Raw genomic sequence first — 17,957 nt, forward strand, 5'->3', positions numbered from 1 at the left:
GAACGGTTATTCCAAGATACTCCAAGCGCCGTCCGACGCAAAGGAGTTGGCGAGCCGCCTGTGGAAAACTTCCGGAGTCGACCCTTCCGCCCTGCTGCCCCTTCCCGCAGCCCTGCCGCCCCGCAGTCGTTCGCGCCCGCGGCCCTGCTGACCTTCCACCCCGCCGTAGTTCCGTCACACCCCCTTCTCGCGGCAGGAGCCTCAGGGACGCAGTACTCCCCACCACAGCGCCCACGGAACGAACCCCGCCGCCGTGACCAGCACGACCGTCGAGCGCATCCACCGTGCCGCCCCGAGCGCGCGCCACTCGCGCCGCTCGCGGATGACCGCCGCAGCCGTCACGCACAGCACCACGACCACCGCAACGCTCAGACCCTGTACCACCAACCACCCCACCGGGCGCCCGGCCACCACCGGTGCCGCCGCTCCGTCGCCCAGTACGAAGATCGCGAGCGGCGCCAGTACCGCGCCCACCACCGCCACGAAGCCCAGCCCGGCCAACCAGCGGAACAGCCGCACGCACCGCCCCGTACGAGGCCGAGGCCGCTTGCGTGAGGTGATCCGGCGCAGCATGCCGCCCACCGGGTAGGCGGCGAAGCCGAGGAGGAGCAGCGCTGGGACGGCCCGTGCGTACCAGGCGCCGCTGACGGGAGTGCTGGGGATCGCCTGCGGCAGAGCGGGGGCGGCGCTGGAGCGGGGCGGGTGGCCGGAGGCGACCGCGCGCACCCACGACGTCATGGTGTGGACGTAGCCGGGGGGCAACGCTCCCAGTCGCTTGCCCCGGTAGGAGGGGCCGCCGATCCGGTCGAAGCCGTCCGAGGTCCGGTGGCCGTTGTGGGCCGCGCCGGGGACGAAGCGCAGCACGACGTGATCGTTGCCGACTTCGGCGAGCGTGCGCTGGAAGATCCGCGCACTCTCCTGCGGCGGCACTTGGTTGTCGTACGCGCCCCACAGGGCCAGTACCGGCGTCCGGCGGAGGCGCTTCAGCGCCGGCAGCACATCGCGGTCGGCCTCCGGGAACAGCCCGGTGGAGTCGACGAGTTGGGCCGCCGGGCCGGTCGTCGCCGACAGGAAGGACCCGGTGACTCCCCGGTGCCGCAGATGGGTGGTGAGGTTCCAGACCTGGGAGCGCAGCGGCGAGTGGCCGGAGCCCCCGATGGTGATGACATAGGCGACGTCGGAAGAGCGCGCGGCGGCCATCGGTGCCACCCAGCCGCCCTCGCTGAACCCCCACAGGCCGACCCGGCGCGGGTCCACGCCGGCCCGGTTGCGCAACAGCCGCACCCCCGCCAGGGCGTCCTCGGTCAGCAGCCCGAAGTCCCGGTGCATCGTGGAGTACTGCACCGTCCGCTTGTCGTAGACCAGCGTCGTGATTCCCGCGCGGGCGAAGGCCTCGGCCTCCTGCCGGTACTCCTCCCGGGGGCCGGGGCCCGAGCCGCCGACGAGCACGATGCCGGGGCGTGCCCCTGGTGGTGCCTCAAAGGCGCGTGCCGTCCCGGAGGCCCGTAGCGCCCGGCGGGTCGTTGCCGTCCCGGAAGCCTGTGTCGTGCGGGAGGTCAGGACCGTCCCGTGCAGCGTGAGGCCGCCACCGCCGCGGAACGTGACCTCCTCGCGGATCAGGCCGTCGTCGCCGGCATGAGCCGCCGGCGCGGGAAGCAGCGCGGCGCCGACGGCCCACAACAGGGCGAACGCCACACGTATGAGAGCTCTGGGCGAGAGTGACATCACGTGCGCTCCGCTCGCTCGATCTCGGGCAGGCCGATCAGACGGACGAGGACGGTGCGGGCATCGGGCGCCGCGTCCTCCTGCGTGCCGGAGTAGCGGTGGAGCAGCGCGATGTACTCCTCGAAGAACTCCCTGAGCCGGTCGGGATCGACCCGCAAGGTGGAGCGGGAGAAGAGCGCCGCGTCCGCCCAGACTCCGAGGTCGTCGCGCGCCCCCTCGAACCGCTGGACGGCCTCGACCAGTTCGGCGAAGTTCAGCCGGTGCATCTCCGTCAGCGCCTCCCGCATCTGCGGGGTCTGGCGGCTGTACGGCGGGAAGCGGCGGTCACCGGGCACCGCCCGCCACCACCGCTCCCGGCCCTTCGCCAACTCGGGCGCCTCCTCGATGAACCCGTGCTTGGCCATCTGGCGCAGGTGATAGCTGGTCAGCCCGGTGCTCTCGCCGAGTTCGCGGGCGAGCGCGGCCGAGTTGACCGGCCCCTTCCGCAGACACTGTTCGATCTTCTGCCGCATGGGGTGCGCGAGCACCCTGAGGGCCTCGACGTCGGTGATCTCTTGCGGTTCGGGTGGCATGGCAGGCAGCGTAGGAGTTGCAAGGGATCTTTGCAAAACAATTTTGCAACCCGGACGCCCAGTTCGGGACGCGACCTACTCTCGGCCGTCGAGGTCGCGCTGGTCGTCCTGGTCGTCCTGGTCGCGCTGTTCGTCCTGGTCGTCCGGTGCGGGCAGGCGTCCGCCTCTGCTGTCCGCGACCCGCAGCACGTCGGTGAGCGCGATCGTGGCCCGCTTGAGCATCACCCGCAGCGTGAGCGGGCCCGCGGTCAGTTCGTCCAACACGTCCTCGGCATCGACGAGTAAGCCGGCCGCGTCGCGCATCTGCTCGGCCTCCATCCGGTCCGCCTTCCGGGAGAGGTACCCACCGGCGGCGTCGGTGCTCAGGTAGCACGGTTGCCCGGCGGCGGTCTCCCACGGGAGCAATCGCAGTCGGGCGCCGGGGAGTTGAGGGTTGTCCGGGTCGTAGGTCATCGCATGCTCACCTGATTCCGGGCCGTGTCCCCGGGCCGTGTCGGCGGTCGCGGGGGTCTTTCCGTACACCTCCAAGCGTCAGTGACGGCGAGTAGTCTCGCCAGTGCACAGAGTGTGCCGGTTCATTCGTCACGAGGGGGTTGACGCACATGGGCAACACATACGGGGATTGGCTCCGTGGGCAGCGGGAAGCCGCGGGGCTGACACAGCAGCAGTTGGCGGATGCGGCGGTGATGACCCGCTCGCACATCGCGCACATCGAGGCGGGCCGCCGGATCCCGTCGAAGGAGGACGCGCGGCGGTTGGACAAGGCGCTGAACACGGGGAATGTGTTGAGCAGCTTCCGGCCGGGGGACGATGTGGCGGTCGCCGATCGCTTCGCAGTGGCGCTGGAGCTTGAGCAACAGGCCACGGTGATCCGAGAGTTCGCACCCGCACTCGTGCCTGGACTGTTCCAGACGGAAGGGTATGCGCGTGCGGTCATGGGGGCCGTCTTCCCTCCGTGGAGTGAAACGGAATGTGACAGGCTCGTCCGCACACGGCTTGACCGCGCGAAGATCCTTGCCGAGCCCGTGGCGCCCGTAGTGTGGGCGGTGCTTGATGAGGCGGTGCTGCGCCGCCCGGTCGGCGGCCCGCGGGTCATGGCGGAACAGATCTCGCACATTGTCCGTCTGGTCGAGGAAAAGCGGGTGCGCGTGCATGTGTTGCCCATCAGCCTGGGCGCTCATCCGCTCCTTTCGGGGCTGGTCAAGCTGATGTGGTTCGAGGATCAGCCCCCGGCAGCCTGGTGTGAGGGTGTGTCTGTCAGCAAGCTGCATGACTCCCCAGACGTGGTTCAACGACTCGTACAGGTCTACGATTTGGCGTTGGGGGATGCATTGCCGCTGAAGGAGTCTCTTGCCCTGATGAGGGCGACCGCGAAGGAATACGGACACCATGACTGAGCACAGCATCCCGAAGGGCACTACCCGGCGTGGCTGGCGCAAGTCGTCGTACAGCGACGGCGAAGGGTCCGAGTGCCTCGAAGTCCTGGACGGCCACCCCACCGGCGTCCCCGTCCGCGACTCCAAGGACCCGCACGGCCCGGCCCTGCTCTTCTCCGCCGACGCCTGGTCGGCGTTCGTCGGCTCCCTCAAAGCTGCGGATTGACGGCCTCGGCCTTGAAGAACGTGTAGTGGAAGGTCCCGCCGTCCTCCGCGGTGCGGCGTAGGTCGGCGATGCCGTGGTCCCAGTCGGCGGCCGTGGTCAGCCCGGCGTTCAGCGCGTCGTCCCGGACGGATTCGATCATGGTGATGAAGGTCCGGCGGGTGAAGCCGTCCACGAGTGCAGGGCGGGTCCCGTCGGCGTAGACGGTGCGCGGGCGGACGACGACGTCGGCGAAGCCGGCACCGGTGAGCAGCGGCTGCAACTCCCGCCCGAGGAGGGCGTTTCCGCCCGCCTTCGACTGGAGGTGGACCTGGTGGCCGATCACCTCATGGGCATGGCGGCTGTCCGGGTGGAAGACCGCCGACCCGTGGTCGCCCTCGATCACGGTGAGCGTGCCGCCGGGGCGCAGGACGCGCCGTAGTTCGACCAGGGCGCGCGACGGCTCCCGAAGGTGTTCCAGGACGAAGCAGGCGAAGAGGTGGTCGAAGGAGGCGTCCGGGAAGGGGAGGCGGTGGATGTCGGCGCGGCGCCAGGTCACATCGGCGTTCGGGGATTGGGACGTGACATGGGCGCGGGCCCGTGCGAGCGACTCCTCGGACAGGTCGATCGCGGTGACCCGTGCGCCGGGGCTGCTGTTGACCAGGTGGAGGGTCTGCGCGCCCACACCGCAGCCGGCCTCCAGCACGCGGCTGCCGGCCGGGTACGCCGTACCGGCGTGCAGCAGCGCCGCCAAGGTGTCGGCCTGGTCGCCGAGGCGGGTGGCTTCGTGGGGTGAATATCCGTGGACATAGGCGGTGTTCGGGTAAGCGGTGTTCGCGTAAGGGGAGGTAGGCATGGGAACACCGTGACGCGGAGAATGGACCGGTGCACAGGTCCAAAGGAGAACGGTCCGACAGGTCCATAGGCTCGACCGTGGGCGCCGGGTCCTCGCCAGTGGGCGCCGGGCTCTCGGATATGGGGTCCTCGGATTCGCGGTCCTCAGATGTGGTGTCGACGGATGTGGGGTCCTCGGATTTCCTGCAACTCGACATGGGTGAGGCGCCCGTTGGGGGCCGTGCCGACTGGCTCGCGGACCAGCTGCGGCGAGCGATTGCGGACGGCCGGCTGCCGGTCGGGAGCAGACTGCCCGCGACCCGGACGCTCGCAGCCGACCTGCGGGTTTCGCGGGGGGTGGTGACCGAGGCGTACCAGCGGCTGGGCGAGGACGGCCAGTTGGCCGGGCGGGGCCGGGGCGGCACGATCGTCGTGGCCGCGCCCCTGAAGGCGGTGCGGCCCGCGGGCGCGGCGTACGGGAGCGGACCCTCTGCCCCGCGGGGCGGCGCCTCCTCGTCCGGGCGCGACGGCTCCCCTCACGGGGCCGAGAGGACCGGGCCGTTCGTGGGGCCGCTCGGCGCGGACGTCTTCGACAGGCTGCGGGCCGCGCCCGCGCGGATCGACCTGTCGCCCGGTGTGCCGGACCTGGCCGCGTTTCCGCGGGCGGCCTGGCTACGGGCCGAGCGGGACGTGCTCGCGGACCTCCCGGCCGGCGACTTCGGGTACGGCGATCCGCGCGGCGCCCCCGCGCTGCGGCTGGCCGTCGCCAACTGGCTGGCCCGTAACCGGGGGGTCAGAGCGGACCCGGACGAGGTGCTGATCGTCGCCGGTACCGCGCAGGCGCTCGGGCTGATCGCGCAGGTGCTCCACCGTGACGGGGTGCGGGAGATGGCGGTGGAGGACCCGGGGTCCCTCGGGGCCCGGCAGCATCTGGGCAGTCGGGGGTTGGCGACACCGCCGGTACCGGTCGACGAGGAGGGGGTGCGGGTCGATGCGTTGCGGGCGAGCGGTGCGCCGGCCGTGCTGCTCACGCCGGCGCACCAGTTCCCCACCGGGGTGGTGCTCGGCGGTGGTCGTCGCCGTGAGCTGATGGGCTGGGCGGCGGACGGCGGCCTGATCGTCGAGGACGACTACGACGCGGAGCACCGCTACGACCGCGCGCCGGTCCCCGCGCTGCGGTCGCTCCTCCCCGAGCAGGTCTGTTACGCCGGCAGCGTCTCCAAACTGCTGGCGCCGGCCCTGAGGGTGGGCTGGCTGCTCGCGCCGGCCGGGTACCGGGAGGCGCTGGCCGACGCCAAGCGCTTCGCCGACCTGGGCAATGCAGTCCTGCCGCAGTTGGTGCTGGCCCGGCTGATGGATTCGGGCGAACTGGAGCGCCGGCTGCGGCTGCTGCGGCGCCGCCATCGACGGCGTCGGGACGCCATGATCACGGCGATCCGGGAGCGGCTGCCGGGCGCGGTCGTGCACGGCGCCGCGGCGGGCCTGCATCTGACGGTCACCTTCGGGGCGGCGGGCCTCGGCCCGGCCGGTACGGGGATCGTCGATACGGAGCTGGCCGCCGCGGCACTCTCCCGTGGCGTCAAGGTCCAGCCGCTGTCCTGGCACCGTCAGCGGCCCGGCCCGCCGGGGCTGGTCCTCGGCTATGCGGCGCGCACGGCGGGCGAGATCGCGGACGGGGTGGCCGTCCTGGGGGAGCTGCTGGCGGGGCGGTGATCAGCGGAAGGGCAGCGACCGGCCCCTCTCCTCCTCCGGGCGGGGGCCGAAGATCCGCCGGTCGGCCTCGGCGATGGGGACGTCGTGGATGCCGGCCTCGCGGCGCCGCATCAGGCCGTAGGCATCGAATTCCCACAGCTCGTTGCCGTAACTGCGCCACCACTGGCCGTCCGCGTCATGGCTCTCGTACTGGAAGCGCACGGCGATCCGGTTCTCGTGGAAGGACCAGAGTTCCTTGCGGAGCGAGTAGTCCAGCTCACGGGCCCACTTCTGGCGCAGGAAGGCCACGATCTCGTCCCGGCCGGTGAGGAAGGTGTCGCGGTTCCGCCAGATCGAGTCCTCGGTGTACGCGAGGGCGACCCGCTCCGGGTCGCGGGTGTTCCAGGCGTCCTCGGCCGCCTGCACCTTCTGGAGCGCGCTCGGCTCGTCGAACGGGGGGGGGAAGGGTGGGCGCGGCGCCATGGCGAGCTCCTGTCGACATCGGGAGAACGGTCGTTCTCCACTCGTTCCGCTAGTGTAGAGAACGACCGTTCTCCTGAAAAGCGGAAGAGCTGGATCGCTGAGAAGCCGGCCCGCTGGACCGCTGGAAAGCTCGGAAGTGCCATGGATCTCGACGAAGCCCGAACGCGGATACTCGACGCCGCGGACCAGCTGTTCTACGACCGCGGGATCCAGTCCGTGGGCATGGATGAACTGCGCACCGCTGCCGGGGTGTCGCTCAAGCGCCTGTACCAGTGCTTCCCCGCCAAGCAGGACCTCGTGGAGGCGTATCTGCGACGGCGGGACGCGCGCTGGCGGGCCTCGCTCGCCGGGTATGTGACCGAGCACGGCGGCGCCCCGGACAGGCGGCCGCTGGCGGTCTTCGACTGGCTCCACGACTGGTTCTCGGAGCCCGACTTCCGCGGGTGCGCCTTCATCAACTCCTTCGGGGAGTTGGGGGCGACGTCGGACGGCGTGCGGCGGGTCGCCCGGGAGCACAAGCTCGCGCTGCTGGCGTATCTGACGGAACTGGTGCGGGCGGCCGTGCCGGACGGCGCACCCGATGCGCTGGCCGGGCAGGTGGCGCTGCTGGTCGACGGCGCGATCGCCGGTGCGGCGATCAGCGGTGATCCGGCCGCGGCGCGACAGGCCCGGACCGCCGCCGAGAGCCTGTTGACGGCGGGTGCGGCCGGCGGAGGTCGGGGAAAGCCCTGAGGGCGGGCTCGGGGGCTCCGGCGTTCACCGCCGTGAAGTCAGGGGCGTGCCAGGGTTCTCCCTGATACCCAACTGCGCGGCATTTTCCTACTGTTGGGGCATGAAGAAGAACTCCACCACGAGACGCGTACGCCCGGAGGCTGACCGGCGGGGATCACCGGACAGCCCCCGAGCGGAATCGGTCCTGGCAAGGCGCTGCCAGGCAGCCGCTTTTAGGCGGGTGCTTCTAGGTAACCGCTTTTAGGACAGCGCCCGCTCCAGGCAGGCCAGCGCGGAGGCCAGCTCCTCGCTGGTGATGGTCAGCGGCGGGGCGAGTCGGATCGTCGAGCCGTGGGTGTCCTTGACCAGGATGCCCTCCTGTAGGAGGCGTTCGCTGATCTCGCGGCCGGTGCCGAGGGCGGGGTCGACGTCGACGCCGGCCCACAGGCCGCGGGCGCGGAAGCCGGTCACGCCCTTGCCGACCAGCGCGGTCAGGCCGGCGCGCAGTTCCTCGCCGAGGGCCGCGGCGCGGCGCTGGAACGCGCCGGTGGCGAGCAGCTCGACGACGGCCGAACCGACCGCGGCCGCCAGCGGGTTGCCGCCGAAGGTCGAGCCGTGCTGGCCGGGGCCCAGGACACCGAGCACCTCGCGGCGGGCGACGACCGCGGAGACCGGGACGATGCCGCCGCCGAGCGCCTTGCCGAGGAGGAGGACATCGGGGACGACGGACTCGTGCTCGACGGCCAGGGTGGTCCCGGTCCGTCCCAGCCCGGACTGGATCTCGTCGGCGATGAACAGGCATCCGCTGCGGCGGGTGAGCTCGCGGACGCCGGTCAGGTAGCCCTCGTCCGGGATGATCACGCCGGCCTCGCCCTGGATGGGCTCGATCAGCACCGCGGCCGTCGTCTCGTCCACGGCCGCTTCGAGCGCGGCGAGGTCGTTGTACGGCACGGTGCGGAAGCCGGGGGCGAAGGGTCCGAAGCCGACGCGGGCCGTGTCGTCGTCGGAGAAGCCGACGATCGTCGTGGTGCGGCCGTGGAAGTTTCCGCCGGCGACCACGATCGTCGCCCGGTCCGCCGGGACGCCCTTGACGTCGTAGGCCCACTTGCGGGCGACCTTGATGCCGCTCTCCACGGCTTCGGCGCCGGTGTTCATCGGCAGCACCATGTCCAGGCCGGTCAGCTCGGCGAGGCCCTCGGCGAAGCCGGCGAGCTGGTCGTTGTGGAAGGCACGGGAGGTGAGGGTCAGCCGGTCGAGCTGGCGGTGCGCGGCCTCGATGAGCGCCGGGTGCCGATGGCCGAAATTGAGCGCCGAGTAGCCGGCCAGCATGTCGAGGTAGCGGCGCCCCTCGACATCCTCGACCCAGACGCCTTCGGCGCGCGCCACGACCACGGGCAGCGGGTGGTAGTTGTGCGCCAGCACAGGGCCCTCGGCCTTGATCAGCTCGGCGGACGAACGGCCGGTGGAGGAAGGGCCGGTGGAAGAAGGGTCGGTGGAGGAACCGGGCGACTGTACGGGGAGGGTGCGGGTGGGAGCGGTCATCAGCGGATCTCCTGGGTGCAGCACTTGATGCCGCCGCCGGCCTTGTGGAACTCCGAGAGGTCGACGGGGACGGGGACATAGCCACGGGCGTTGAGCTGGTCGATCAGGCCGGTCGCCTGGGGGGTGACGAAGACGTGCCGGCCGTCGGAAACGGAGTTGAGGCCGAAGGCCATGGCGTCGTCGCGGTTCGCGATCACCGCCTCCGGGAAGAGCCGGGCGAGCACCTCGCGGCTTCCGGGCGAGAACGCCTCGGGGTAGTAGGCGATGTTGTCCTCGTCGAGGACGAAGAGCGCGGTGTCCAGGTGGTAGAAGAGCGGATCCACCAGCTGGAGGCCGATGGTCGGCACGCCGAAGAACTCCTGCACTTCGTGATGGGCGGCCCGGGTCGTACGGAATCCGGTGCCGGCCAGCAGGTAGCGGCCCGTCGGGACGAAGTCGCCCTCGCCCTCGCACACCGACTCCGGCTGGTAGACGTCGAATCCGGCGGCCTTGAACCAGGTTTCGTACGCGGTGGACTCCGGTCGCCGTTCCGGAGCATGGAAGAGCGAGCCGAAGACCCGGCCGTCGATGACGACCGCGGAGTTCGCCGCGAACACCATGTCGGGCAGGCCGGGCACCGGCGGTACGTGGTCCACCGTGTGCCCGTGCTCGCGGTAGGCCTCGATCAGCATCGTCCACTGGCGGCCCGCGAGCGCCGTATCGACCGGCACGTCCGCGTGCATCCATGGGTTGATGGCGTAGTGCACGTCGAAGTGTCTCGGCGCGCAGACCAGATAGCGCCGTGGGCTCGCCACACGACTCGTCGGCACAGAACTATCCCTCCGCTTCCTCTGGGACGTGGATGACGACATGCGGGGATGACCAGTCGTCACTGATCGTCACCCGCGGTGCATCAACGGTAAGAAGCGGTGCTTTCCGGCCACAAGAATCAAATGCTGCGCAGCCACGCAGGAAACCTGCGCAATCCGACCCCTCAGCGCTGCTTTCCTGCGTCCTTGCGCGGCCCGGCCCCGCCGCGGGCCGCCGACCCGCCCGAAGCCCGGCCCGACGACTGGCTCGCGGCCCGGCCCGAGGGCCGGCCCGACGGTCGTGTCGAGGATTGCCGGGCCCCCGCCTCCGGGCTGTCCGGCAGCAGGTGGGACAGCACCATGTAGCTGATCGTCTTGCGGATGAACGGCTCGGTCCTGATCCGTTCCAGCACCTCCTCGAAGTGCTCCACATCCGTCGCCCGTACGTGCAGCAGGGCGTCGGCGCCGCCGGTCACGGTCATCGCGGCGGCGATCTCCGGATGGTTGCGCACCACCTCCGCCAGCCGCCGCGGCGGCGCCGCGCTGTCGCAGTACACCTCGACGTACGCCTCGGTCAGCCACCCCAGTGCGGCCGGCCGCACGGTCGCGGTGAAGCCCGTGATGACGTTGCTCTCCCGGAGCCGGTCCACCCGCCGCTTGACCGCGGTCGAGGACAGCCCGACGGCCGCCCCGATCTCCGCGAAGCTCGCCCGACCGTTGTCGATCAGCGCCGCGATGATCTTCCGGTCGAGGTCGTCGGAGGGGGCAGCCTTGTGGTTCATGGCGGGCGACTCGCAATCGGGCGTGGTGGGGCAGGTGGTTCGCTCGGGTGGGCCGCTCAGGCGGTCCGATTGAGGATGATGTCCACCCGCAGCCCGTCCCGCCAAGCATCTGCGGGGGTGTATCCGTCCTGACGTGGGCCGTGGGGGTCGATGGAGCCGTGGTTGGCGCCGAGAAGGATCTCGGTCGCCCAACGCGCTATTCCGTCTTGCTAAGTACCGGTAGTCAGCGTTACGGTGTACCGGTAGTCAGTAGCGCTGAATAGCTCGGGGAGGAGGTGTTCCATGACCAAGCTGGTGACGGAGATGCTCAAGGGCACGCTGGAGGGCATCGTCCTCGCGACCCTGTCCGGTCGGCCTGCCTACGGCTACGAGATCACGGCGGAGCTGCGGGAACAGGGTTTCTCCGACATCGCCGAAGGGACCATCTACGCGCTGCTCATCAGGGTCGAGAAGCGCGGCCTCGTCGACGTGGAGAAGGTCTCGTCCGAGAAGGGGCCGCCGCGCAAGGTGTACTCCCTCAATGCTCAGGGGCGGGAGTACCTCGAAGAGTTCTGGAGGACCTGGAGCTTCCTCACGGAACGACTGGAACGGCTCCGCGAAGGGGGCGGGTAACCATGTCCGGTGTCGAAAAGAGCGGCTTCATCTCGAAGGTGATCGGGCCCAAGAAGCGCTGGTGGGCGTATAAGGCGCGGGTCAAGGAGCTTCCCGAGAACTACCGCGCGGCGGTCGAGGCGATCGAGCGGTACCTGATGCTCTTCGTGCCGATCGACGAAGACAGCACTGCGTCGATGTTCGAAGATCTCGCCGACCTGTTCGAGCAGGCCGCGGTGGACGGAACGCCGATCCGCGAGGTCGTCGGGGAGGACCCGGTGGAGTTCGTCGAGGCGTTCGTCGAGAACTACTCGGAGGGCGGCTACGTCCCCGCCCGTGAGCGGAAGCGGCTGACCGGCGCCATCGAGCGCGCCGCCGGCTGAAACACCGGAAAAGAAGCCAAGACCGTGTCGTAGCGCTCATAGCGCTCATAGCGGCACGGCACATCGTGCCCGGGGGCCGAGCACCACTTTCATCGACCGGCTGCGCGACGCGGGCATGCCCGGCATGCCCGGCATGGCCACCTCTCGCCGCGAGCGCCACGTCACGCCGGGGCGGGTCTCGCAAGGTCGAACACTCTATGTATCCAACGCTGTATGCAGGGGGATTTATCATGCGAAAAGGCAATAACGGCTTCTCCGAAGCAGGGCTGCGCAGGCTGCGCGAGGTGCTGACACGGCACGTCGAGTCCGGGAAGATTCCCGGACTCGTCGCACTGGTCAGCCGGGGCGAGGAGACCCACGTCGAAGCGATCGGGACGATGCGCCATGACGGTGGCGCGCCGATGTGCCGGGACACCATCTTCCGGATGGCCTCGACGACCAAGCCGGTCGCGGTGGCGGGGGCGATGGTCCTGCTGGACGAGTGCCGGCTGCGGCTGGACGACCCGGTGGATCGGTGGCTGCCCGAGCTCGCCGACCGGCGGGTGCTGAAGCGGCCCGACGGCCCGCTGGACGACACTGTGCCGGCGCGGCGGCCGATCACCGTACGGGACCTGCTCACCTCCACGTTCGGGCTCGGACTGGATATGACGGCGCAGGACTCCCCGATGATGGGCGCGCTCTTCGAGCAGCGGGTCTACGGCGAGAACGGATGGCTGTTGCCGGCGGTGGAGCCGGATGAGTGGATGCGGCGCCTGGGCGCGCTCCCGCTGATGTACCAGCCCGGAGAACGGTGGCAGTACAACATCAGCGACGACGTGCTCGGCGTGCTCGTCGCCAGGGTCACCGGCCAGTCGTTCGAGGACTTCCTGCGCGAACGCATCTTCGCTCCGCTGGGGATGAAGGACACCGGTTTCCACGTGCCCGCCGACAAGATCGACCGGCTGCCTCCCCTGTACGCCCCCGATCCGCAGACCGGAGAGTTCACGGTGGAGGACGCGGCCGAAGGGGGGCACCACAGCGGGCCTCCGGCGTTCCCGTCAGGCGGCGGCGGACTCGACTCGACTGTCGACGACTATCACGCCTACTTCCGGATGCTGCTCAACCACGGGATGCACGACACCGAACGGATCCTGTCCCGGCCCGCTGTCGAGCTGATGACCACCAACCGCCTCACGCCCGAGCAGCTCGCCGCCCGAGAAGCCTTGGCACGCAGCCTCGTCCATATGTCATACGGCCTGGGGCAGCAGGGCGGTTGGGGCTTCGGGATGACGGTGCGCACCTACCGCGGCGACTACGCGCCCGTCGGCCAGTTCGGCTGGGACGGCGGATCCGGCACCACCACCTACGCCGACCCGGCCAACCAGCTCGTCGGCATCCTGCTCACCCAGACCGGGATGTCCACGCCGGATTCGGCGCTGGCGATCAACGACTTCTGGACCACCCTCTACCAGGCAATCGACGACTGACGGTGAGGACCTGCCTGGTCGAGGTCGGTCTCACGTGGGCGTCGCGGTGGGTGGCGGCATCGGCCGTGTTGTCCGCGCCGATGCCCGATGCGCCGATGAGCCCGCCCATGCCGGCCAGAAACCCGCGCCGGCCGAAGCCGCCTTGCTGTTCGTTCGCCAACCCGCTCGCCTGCTTCCGTACGTCGCTGCTCGCGTACACCGCGCTGACCGCTCCCCGGGGTGGCCTGACCTTAGGTCCACCCCGTCAGCGGAACAAGGGTTCCGGCATGCGGGATTTGACGGAGCGGGAGGTGGGTGGCGGAAGGTCGGACGGGGGCCGGCGCGCCGCAGGTCATGGCGTACGGACGGGGCGGGCGAGGTGGCGTAACGCGGTCGACATCCGGGCCGCGGCCGGGCATGCGACCGAGCGCGCGGGGCCACCGGGTCCGGGCGGTCCCCCCGTGCGATCCTGGTGCGTCATGGATCTGCCGGACGGACGGTGGACGGACGTGCGGCGATGACGAGGGTGCACCGATGAGACTCTGCTTCCTGGTGGAGGAGCAGTACCGCTACGACGGCATGCCGCTGGACGTGATCCGCCAACTCCACGCCTGGGGACACCAGGTGGACGTGCTGCGGCCGGGACGTTCGCTGATACCCCTGTCCGAGGCGATACGGGCGGGCAGCCATGACGCCTGGATCCTCAAGACGGTCTCCGGGGGCCCGGGGCTGTCCCTCCTGGAAGCCGCCGCCGCGGTCGGGCTGACGACGGTGAACGACGTCCGGGCCATCCGGGGCGTACGCGACAAGGCGCTCGCCGCGGTGCTGGCCCGGGCCCACGGACTGCCGGTCCCGGTGACGTACGCGGCGGCCCGAGCCGAGGAGTTCGCGGAGATACCCGAGGCGCAGTTCCCGCTCGTGGTGAAGCCGGCGGACGGCAGCTCGGGGCGCGCGGTCCGGCTGGTCGAGACGCCGGACCGGCTGGTGGACCAGGCACCCACCGGGGAGTCCGGCGGCGCGACCGGCGGGCTGCTCATCGCCCAGCCCTACGTCCCCAACTCCGGTACCGATCTGAAGGTCTACTGCGTCGCCGGCGAGCTGTACGCCACCGAGCGGTGCTCCCCGCTGCACCCGGGGCACGCGGTGCGGGAACGGCAGGTGCCGCTCGCACCGGACGTCGCCCGGATCGTCGAGGAGGCCGGCGCGGTCTTCGGCCTCGACCTGTACGGGGTGGACGTCCTGCTCGGACCCGACGGTCCGGTGGTCGTCGACATCAACGACTTCCCCAGCTTCCGCCGGGTGCCGGACGCGGTCGCCCGGGTGTCCGCCGCCATCCTGCATCTGGCGCGCAAGGGGGGCGGGCGACCGTTCCCGGACCGGGCCGTCCCCATGGCGACGGTCGTCCCCGCGGCGACCCCGCTGACGGCGATCGGCGGGGACCGGTGAAGGTCGGCCTGATCACCGCGGACCCCGGCCATCCGGTGCTGGCCGCGGTCAGCGCGCTGCTGACGCCGGATCACGAGGTGGTACACCTGGACCCGGAGGGCGACGCCCCGGGCGTCGGCGGTGCGACGCGTGCCGACGTCTACCTCCTCAAGGCCCGTACGCCCCGGGCGCTGGCCCTCGCCGCGCGACTGGAGGAGCGTGGCGCCCCGGTCGTCAACTCCGCGGCGGCCACCGCACGGTGCCAGGACCGGGTGGAGATGGCGCGGCTGGCCCGCGCGGCCGGACTGCCGTTCGCCGGGACCCTCGCGCTGACCACGACGGAGGAGCTGGCCGCGGCCGGGGCGCCGGCCGCCCCGCTGGTGATCAAGAGCCGGTACAGCCGGCGTGCCGACCTGGTGGCGCGGGCGGACAGCGCCGCACGGCTGCGGGAGCTGGCCGCCGCCTGGCCCGAAGAGCCGGTGGTCGTCCAGGAGTTCACCGCGAACAGCGGCTGGGACCACAAACTGTGGGTGGTCGCCGGACGGCTCTTCGCCGGGCTGCGCCGCTCGGAACTCAGCCCGGAGGGCCGGGGGCCCACGCGGCCGCTGGCGGCCGGGGAGCTGCCGGCGGGCTGGGCGGAGGCCGCGCTCCGGGTCGGCGAGGTCTTCGGGCTGGACGTCTACGGGGTGGACGTCCTGGACGCCGGCGGGGGCGCGCCGCTGATCGTGGACGTCAACGCCTTCCCCGGCATCCGCGGCCAGGCGGGAGCCCCCGAGGCGCTGGCGGAGCTCGCCCTCCGTGCCGCCACGCGGAACGAAAGCAGGGCGTCGGAAGTCATCCCGAACTGATCACCGGGCGAAGCTGATCGAACCCAAGCGACGGCCGGGCGGAACCTGATCCTCCACAAGGCCTACCGCGCCGACCGGAGGGGTAGCGCTGCCCCGTCAGGGGGGCGTGTCCGGTGCGCCTTCCTTCCGTACGCACGGGGAGAGGCCAGCAACGGTGACACAGCCATTCGAACTGCCCGACTTCTACACGCCCCATCCGGCGCGGCTGAACCCGCACCTGGAGGCGGCGCGTACGCACTCGAAGAAGTGGGCGCGCGACATGGGGATGCTGGAGGGCTCGGGCATCTGGGAGGAGACGGACCTCGACGCCCACGACTACCCGCTGCTCTGCGCGTACACCCACCCGGACTGCGACGCCGAGGCCCTCTCGCTGGTGACCGACTGGTACGTCTGGGTCTTCTTCTTCGACGACCACTTCCTGGAGATGTTCAAGCGGACGCTGGACCGGGAGGGCGGCAAGGCGTACCTCGACCGGCTGCCCGCCTTCATGCCGATGGACGACACCGCGCCCGTGCCCGAGCCGACCAACCCGGTCGAGGCGGGGCTCGCCGACCTCTGGGCGCGCACCGTGCCGCACATGTCCCGGGAGTGGCGCCAACGGTTCGCCGAGAGCACCGAGCACCTGCTCAACGAGTCGCTCTGGGAACTGTCCAACATCGACATCGCCCGGGTGCCCAACCCCGTCGAGTACATCGAGATGCGCCGCAAGGTCGGCGGCGCGCCCTGGTCGGCGGGCCTGGTGGAGTACGCGACCGGGGCCGAGGTCCCGGCGGCCGTCGCGCGCTCCCGCCCGCTGCGGGTGCTGCGCGACACCTTCTCCGACGGCGTCCACCTGCGCAACGACCTCTTCTCCTACCAGCGGGAGACCGAGGAGGAGGGCGAACTGAGCAACGGCGTCCTGGTGCTGGAGACCTTCTTGGACTGCACCACCCAGGAGGCCGCGGACGCCGTCAACGACCTGATCACCTCCCGGCTCCAGCAGTTCGAGAACACCGTGGTCATGGAGCTGCCGGCGCTCTTCCTGGAGAAGGCGCTGGACCCCGGGGCCTGCGCCGACGTGCTGGCCTACGCCAAGGGGCTCCAGGACTGGCAGGCGGGCGGCCACGAATGGCACATGCGCTCCAGCCGCTATATGAACGGCGGCGGCTCGGCGGCCCGCTCCACCTGGTCGCCGTTCCCCACCGGCGGACTCGGCACCTCCGCGGCGGACCTGAAGAGGGCGCTGGCGACGGCCGGCGCGCACCGCTTCCGCAGCTCCACCCACGTCCCGCACCAGCAGGTCGGACCGTCGCGGATCCCCGACATCCGCATGCCGTTCACCACCACCCTCAGCCCCCACCTGGAGGGCGCCCGCCGCCGGGTGATCGCCTGGGCGCACAGCGTCGGCATGCTCCGGCCGCAGCCAGGCGTGCCGCTCTCCGACGTCTGGGACGAGCCGGCGATGGCCCGGCACGACCTGGCGCTGTGCGCGGCCGGCATCCACCCGGACGCCACCGCCGAGCAACTCGACCTGACCTCCGCCTGGTTGGCCTGGGGCACCTACGCGGACGACTACTACCCGCAGGTCTTCGGCCGGACCAGGGACCTCGCCGTGGCCAAGGCGTGCACCGCGCGGCTGTCGGCGTTCATGCCGCTCGACCTCGCCGACCCCACGCCGGAGCCGGTCAACGCCCTGGAGCGGGGACTCACCGACCTCTGGACGCGCACCGCGGCACCTATGACGCCCGAGGCGCGCCGCGGCTTCCGCGACACGATCGACACGATGACCGCCGGCTGGCTCTGGGAGATCGACAACCAGATCCAGAACCGCATCCCCGACCCGGTCGACTACATCGAGATGCGCCGCGCCACCTTCGGCTCCGGCCTCACCATGGCCCTCAGCCGCATCGGCCACGGCCGGCAGGTCCCGCCGGAGGTCCACCGCACCGGCACCCTGCGCTCGCTGGAGAACGCCGCCGCCGACTTCGGCTGCCTGATGAACGACGTCTTCTCCTACCAGAAGGAGATCGAGTACGAGGGCGAGGTGCACAACGGCATCCTCGTCGTCCAGACCTTCTTCGACTGCGACTACCCGACCGCGCTGGCCATCATCAACGACCTGATGACCTCCCGCATGCGCGAGTTCCAGCACGTCGCCAAGGAGCGACTCCCCATCGTCCACGAGGACTTCGACCTCTCGCCCGAGGCCCGTGCGGCGCTCGACGGATATGTGCGCGAGCTGGAGAACTGGATGGCCGGCATCCTGACCTGGCACCGCGGCTGTCTGCGCTACGTCGAGCCCGAGCTGCGCCGTCCGCCGGGCTCACCGGGGTGGCCGGGTGCGCCGACCGGGCCGGGCACGTCCGCGGCCCGGCTCTTCCAGCGGTCGCCGGCGGCCGTGGGATAGCCGGTGTGCCGGGGGTCCCCGTCGGCCGGTGGCGCCGTGGCGCGCCGACCGGCCCGCGGGCCCACGGACGGACGGGCCCGCGAGCCGATTGGCGGACGGGCCCACGAGCCCATTGGCGGACGGCCCCACTGGCGGACTGGCCCGCGCCATGCCCCCTGTGCTCCTCCCGTGC

Annotated in this window: 18 protein-coding genes; 10 read left to right on the plus strand and 8 right to left on the minus strand. The window is 71.1% G+C overall.

Annotated features, from left to right (window positions below; all coding sequences use genetic code 11):
• Positions 1–201 precede the first annotated feature (201 nt).
• The 3 genes from AB0C96_RS00665 to AB0C96_RS00675 form a co-directional block, all read right to left on the minus strand.
• Entirely contained in the window at positions 202–1,725 is a 1,524-nt protein-coding gene (locus AB0C96_RS00665; protein WP_362912172.1) for a prolyl oligopeptidase family serine peptidase, read from the minus strand.
• Positions 1,725–2,297: a helix-turn-helix domain-containing protein gene (locus AB0C96_RS00670; RefSeq protein WP_362912174.1), complete on the minus strand. Its 573-nt coding sequence runs from the start codon at positions 2,295–2,297 to the stop codon at positions 1,725–1,727. Before AB0C96_RS00670 ends, AB0C96_RS00665 begins: the two co-directional genes overlap by 1 nt.
• A 75-nt stretch (positions 2,298–2,372) precedes the next feature.
• The gene (locus tag AB0C96_RS00675) at positions 2,373–2,750 is read right to left on the minus strand and encodes a hypothetical protein (RefSeq protein WP_362912176.1); all 378 of its coding nucleotides are present in this window, start codon (positions 2,748–2,750) and stop codon (positions 2,373–2,375) included.
• 149 nt (positions 2,751–2,899) lie between these two features.
• On the opposite strand from AB0C96_RS00675, the gene AB0C96_RS00680 reads away from it, so the two are divergent.
• Together AB0C96_RS00680 and AB0C96_RS00685 are read left to right on the plus strand one after the other, a co-directional pair.
• Positions 2,900–3,694 (plus strand): helix-turn-helix transcriptional regulator, encoded by a 795-nt coding sequence (locus AB0C96_RS00680; RefSeq protein WP_362912178.1) that lies wholly within the window; start codon positions 2,900–2,902, stop codon positions 3,692–3,694.
• Positions 3,687–3,899 carry a DUF397 domain-containing protein gene (locus AB0C96_RS00685; RefSeq protein ID WP_362912180.1) on the plus strand — a complete coding sequence of 71 codons (213 nt, stop codon included), beginning with the start codon at positions 3,687–3,689 and terminating at the stop codon, positions 3,897–3,899. The genes AB0C96_RS00680 and AB0C96_RS00685 overlap by 8 nt, the downstream gene beginning before the upstream one ends.
• Here the strand turns inward: AB0C96_RS00685 and AB0C96_RS00690 are convergent.
• Complete coding sequence (locus AB0C96_RS00690; RefSeq protein WP_362912182.1) at positions 3,883–4,731, minus strand: methyltransferase domain-containing protein; 849 nt, start codon at positions 4,729–4,731, stop codon at positions 3,883–3,885. The two genes, AB0C96_RS00685 and AB0C96_RS00690, sit on opposite strands and share 17 nt — an antisense overlap.
• Before the next feature lie 119 nt (positions 4,732–4,850).
• Here AB0C96_RS00690 and AB0C96_RS00695 point away from each other — a divergent pair, with 119 nt between their 5' ends.
• Positions 4,851–6,422: a PLP-dependent aminotransferase family protein gene (locus AB0C96_RS00695; RefSeq protein WP_362912184.1), complete on the plus strand. Its 1,572-nt coding sequence runs from the start codon at positions 4,851–4,853 to the stop codon at positions 6,420–6,422.
• Here AB0C96_RS00695 and AB0C96_RS00700 read toward each other — a convergent pair whose 3' ends face one another.
• On the minus strand, positions 6,423–6,884 hold the full coding sequence (locus AB0C96_RS00700) for a nuclear transport factor 2 family protein (protein WP_362912186.1): 462 nt from the start codon (positions 6,882–6,884) through the stop codon (positions 6,423–6,425).
• Between the two features lie 141 nt (positions 6,885–7,025).
• Between AB0C96_RS00700 and AB0C96_RS00705 the strand changes: the two genes are divergently transcribed.
• Positions 7,026–7,616 (plus strand): TetR/AcrR family transcriptional regulator, encoded by a 591-nt coding sequence (locus AB0C96_RS00705; protein WP_362912187.1) that lies wholly within the window; start codon positions 7,026–7,028, stop codon positions 7,614–7,616.
• A gap of 240 nt (positions 7,617–7,856) precedes the next feature.
• Here AB0C96_RS00705 and rocD read toward each other — a convergent pair whose 3' ends face one another.
• The 3 genes from rocD to AB0C96_RS00720 all read right to left on the minus strand — a co-directional run bounded on the left by rocD (position 7,857) and on the right by AB0C96_RS00720 (position 10,707).
• The gene (gene rocD, locus AB0C96_RS00710; protein WP_362912189.1) at positions 7,857–9,137 is read right to left on the minus strand and encodes an ornithine--oxo-acid transaminase; all 1,281 of its coding nucleotides are present in this window, start codon (positions 9,135–9,137) and stop codon (positions 7,857–7,859) included.
• The gene (gene ddaH, locus AB0C96_RS00715) at positions 9,137–9,946 is read right to left on the minus strand and encodes a dimethylargininase (protein WP_362912191.1); all 810 of its coding nucleotides are present in this window, start codon (positions 9,944–9,946) and stop codon (positions 9,137–9,139) included. The genes rocD and ddaH overlap by 1 nt, the downstream gene beginning before the upstream one ends.
• Before the next feature lie 164 nt (positions 9,947–10,110).
• Positions 10,111–10,707 carry an Lrp/AsnC family transcriptional regulator gene (locus tag AB0C96_RS00720; protein WP_362912192.1) on the minus strand — a complete coding sequence of 199 codons (597 nt, stop codon included), beginning with the start codon at positions 10,705–10,707 and terminating at the stop codon, positions 10,111–10,113.
• A gap of 282 nt (positions 10,708–10,989) precedes the next feature.
• On the opposite strand from AB0C96_RS00720, the gene AB0C96_RS00725 reads away from it, so the two are divergent.
• From AB0C96_RS00725 to AB0C96_RS00750, 6 genes are all read left to right on the plus strand, one after another.
• The gene (locus AB0C96_RS00725; RefSeq protein WP_362912194.1) at positions 10,990–11,319 is read left to right on the plus strand and encodes a PadR family transcriptional regulator; all 330 of its coding nucleotides are present in this window, start codon (positions 10,990–10,992) and stop codon (positions 11,317–11,319) included.
• A gap of 2 nt (positions 11,320–11,321) precedes the next feature.
• On the plus strand, positions 11,322–11,681 hold the full coding sequence (locus AB0C96_RS00730; RefSeq protein WP_362912196.1) for a DUF1048 domain-containing protein: 360 nt from the start codon (positions 11,322–11,324) through the stop codon (positions 11,679–11,681).
• Between the two features lie 230 nt (positions 11,682–11,911).
• Positions 11,912–13,147 carry a serine hydrolase domain-containing protein gene (locus AB0C96_RS00735; RefSeq protein WP_362912198.1) on the plus strand — a complete coding sequence of 412 codons (1,236 nt, stop codon included), beginning with the start codon at positions 11,912–11,914 and terminating at the stop codon, positions 13,145–13,147.
• Positions 13,148–13,660: 513 nt separating this feature from the next.
• On the plus strand, positions 13,661–14,572 hold the full coding sequence (locus AB0C96_RS00740; protein WP_362912200.1) for a hypothetical protein: 912 nt from the start codon (positions 13,661–13,663) through the stop codon (positions 14,570–14,572).
• Entirely contained in the window at positions 14,569–15,399 is an 831-nt protein-coding gene (locus tag AB0C96_RS00745; RefSeq protein WP_362912202.1) for an alpha-L-glutamate ligase, read from the plus strand. The genes AB0C96_RS00740 and AB0C96_RS00745 overlap by 4 nt, the downstream gene beginning before the upstream one ends.
• Positions 15,400–15,553: 154 nt before the next feature.
• Positions 15,554–17,785 carry a family 2 encapsulin nanocompartment cargo protein terpene cyclase gene (locus AB0C96_RS00750; protein WP_362912204.1) on the plus strand — a complete coding sequence of 744 codons (2,232 nt, stop codon included), beginning with the start codon at positions 15,554–15,556 and terminating at the stop codon, positions 17,783–17,785.
• Positions 17,786–17,957 lie beyond the last annotated feature (172 nt).

Source organism: Streptomyces sp. NPDC048506 (assembly GCF_040651315.1).
In the GTDB taxonomy this organism is placed as follows: Bacteria; Actinomycetota; Actinomycetes; order Streptomycetales; family Streptomycetaceae; genus Streptomyces.

Excerpts from the sequence above, each read along its gene's own strand:
- AB0C96_RS00665 (WP_362912172.1), bottom strand. The coding sequence starts at position 1,725 with ATGTCACTCTCGCCCAGAGCTCTCATACGTGTGGCGTTCGCCCTGTTG.
- AB0C96_RS00730 (WP_362912196.1), top strand. The coding sequence starts at position 11,322 with ATGTCCGGTGTCGAAAAGAGCGGCTTCATCTCGAAGGTGATCGGGCCC.
- AB0C96_RS00705 (WP_362912187.1), top strand. The coding sequence starts at position 7,026 with ATGGATCTCGACGAAGCCCGAACGCGGATACTCGACGCCGCGGACCAG.
- AB0C96_RS00740 (WP_362912200.1), top strand. The coding sequence starts at position 13,661 with ATGAGACTCTGCTTCCTGGTGGAGGAGCAGTACCGCTACGACGGCATG.
- AB0C96_RS00735 (WP_362912198.1), top strand. The coding sequence starts at position 11,912 with ATGCGAAAAGGCAATAACGGCTTCTCCGAAGCAGGGCTGCGCAGGCTG.
- AB0C96_RS00725 (WP_362912194.1), top strand. The coding sequence starts at position 10,990 with ATGACCAAGCTGGTGACGGAGATGCTCAAGGGCACGCTGGAGGGCATC.
- AB0C96_RS00695 (WP_362912184.1), top strand. The coding sequence starts at position 4,851 with ATGGGGTCCTCGGATTCGCGGTCCTCAGATGTGGTGTCGACGGATGTG.
- AB0C96_RS00670 (WP_362912174.1), bottom strand. The coding sequence starts at position 2,297 with ATGCCACCCGAACCGCAAGAGATCACCGACGTCGAGGCCCTCAGGGTG.
- rocD (WP_362912189.1), bottom strand. The coding sequence starts at position 9,137 with ATGACCGCTCCCACCCGCACCCTCCCCGTACAGTCGCCCGGTTCCTCC.
- AB0C96_RS00720 (WP_362912192.1), bottom strand. The coding sequence starts at position 10,707 with ATGAACCACAAGGCTGCCCCCTCCGACGACCTCGACCGGAAGATCATC.
- AB0C96_RS00685 (WP_362912180.1), top strand. The coding sequence starts at position 3,687 with ATGACTGAGCACAGCATCCCGAAGGGCACTACCCGGCGTGGCTGGCGC.
- AB0C96_RS00690 (WP_362912182.1), bottom strand. The coding sequence starts at position 4,731 with ATGCCTACCTCCCCTTACGCGAACACCGCTTACCCGAACACCGCCTAT.
- AB0C96_RS00675 (WP_362912176.1), bottom strand. The coding sequence starts at position 2,750 with ATGACCTACGACCCGGACAACCCTCAACTCCCCGGCGCCCGACTGCGA.
- AB0C96_RS00680 (WP_362912178.1), top strand. The coding sequence starts at position 2,900 with ATGGGCAACACATACGGGGATTGGCTCCGTGGGCAGCGGGAAGCCGCG.
- AB0C96_RS00700 (WP_362912186.1), bottom strand. The coding sequence starts at position 6,884 with ATGGCGCCGCGCCCACCCTTCCCCCCCCCGTTCGACGAGCCGAGCGCG.